This is a genomic window from Streptococcus infantis, from assembly GCF_047463615.1.
Classification (GTDB): Bacteria; Bacillota; Bacilli; order Lactobacillales; family Streptococcaceae; genus Streptococcus; species Streptococcus infantis_X.
In genome coordinates, this window is the sequence record NZ_JASHDO010000031.1 from 1 (window position 1) to 534 (window position 534).

Here is a 534-nt window from a genome sequence, read left to right on the forward strand (position 1 = left end):
TGCTTGCGCTCGTTGAAGCTGATGTACTTGCTGATGTGCTTGCGCTTGTTGAAGCTGATGTACTTGCAGATGTACTTGCTGATGTACTTGCGCTTGTTGAAGCCGATGTGCTTGCTGATGTGCTTGCTGATGTGCTTGCACTTGTTGATGCAGACGTGCTAGCTGATGTACTTGCGCTTGTTGATGCTGATGTACTTGCTGATGTGCTTGCACTTGTTGATGCAGACGTACTTGCTGACGTGCTTGCACTTGTTGATGCAGACGTGCTAGCAGATGTACTTGCGCTTGTTGAAGCTGATGTACTTGCTGAAGTGCTTGCGCTTGTTGATGCTGATGTACTTGCGCTTGTTGATGCTGATGTACTTGCTGATGTGCTTGCGCTTGTTGAAGCTGATGTACTTGCTGAAGTGCTTGCGCTTGTTGAAGCTGATGTACTTGCTGATGTGCTTGCACTTGTTGATGCAGACGTACTTGCTGACGTGCTTGCGCTCGTTGAAGCAGACGTACTTGCTGACGTGCTTGCGCTTGTTGATG

The 534-nt window shown here is 48.5% G+C and carries 1 protein-coding gene; it reads left to right on the forward strand.

The window, feature by feature from the left end:
- The coding region (locus tag QM874_RS09835) for a hypothetical protein (protein ID WP_414317130.1) at positions 1-534 on the forward strand (534 nt) is incomplete at both ends.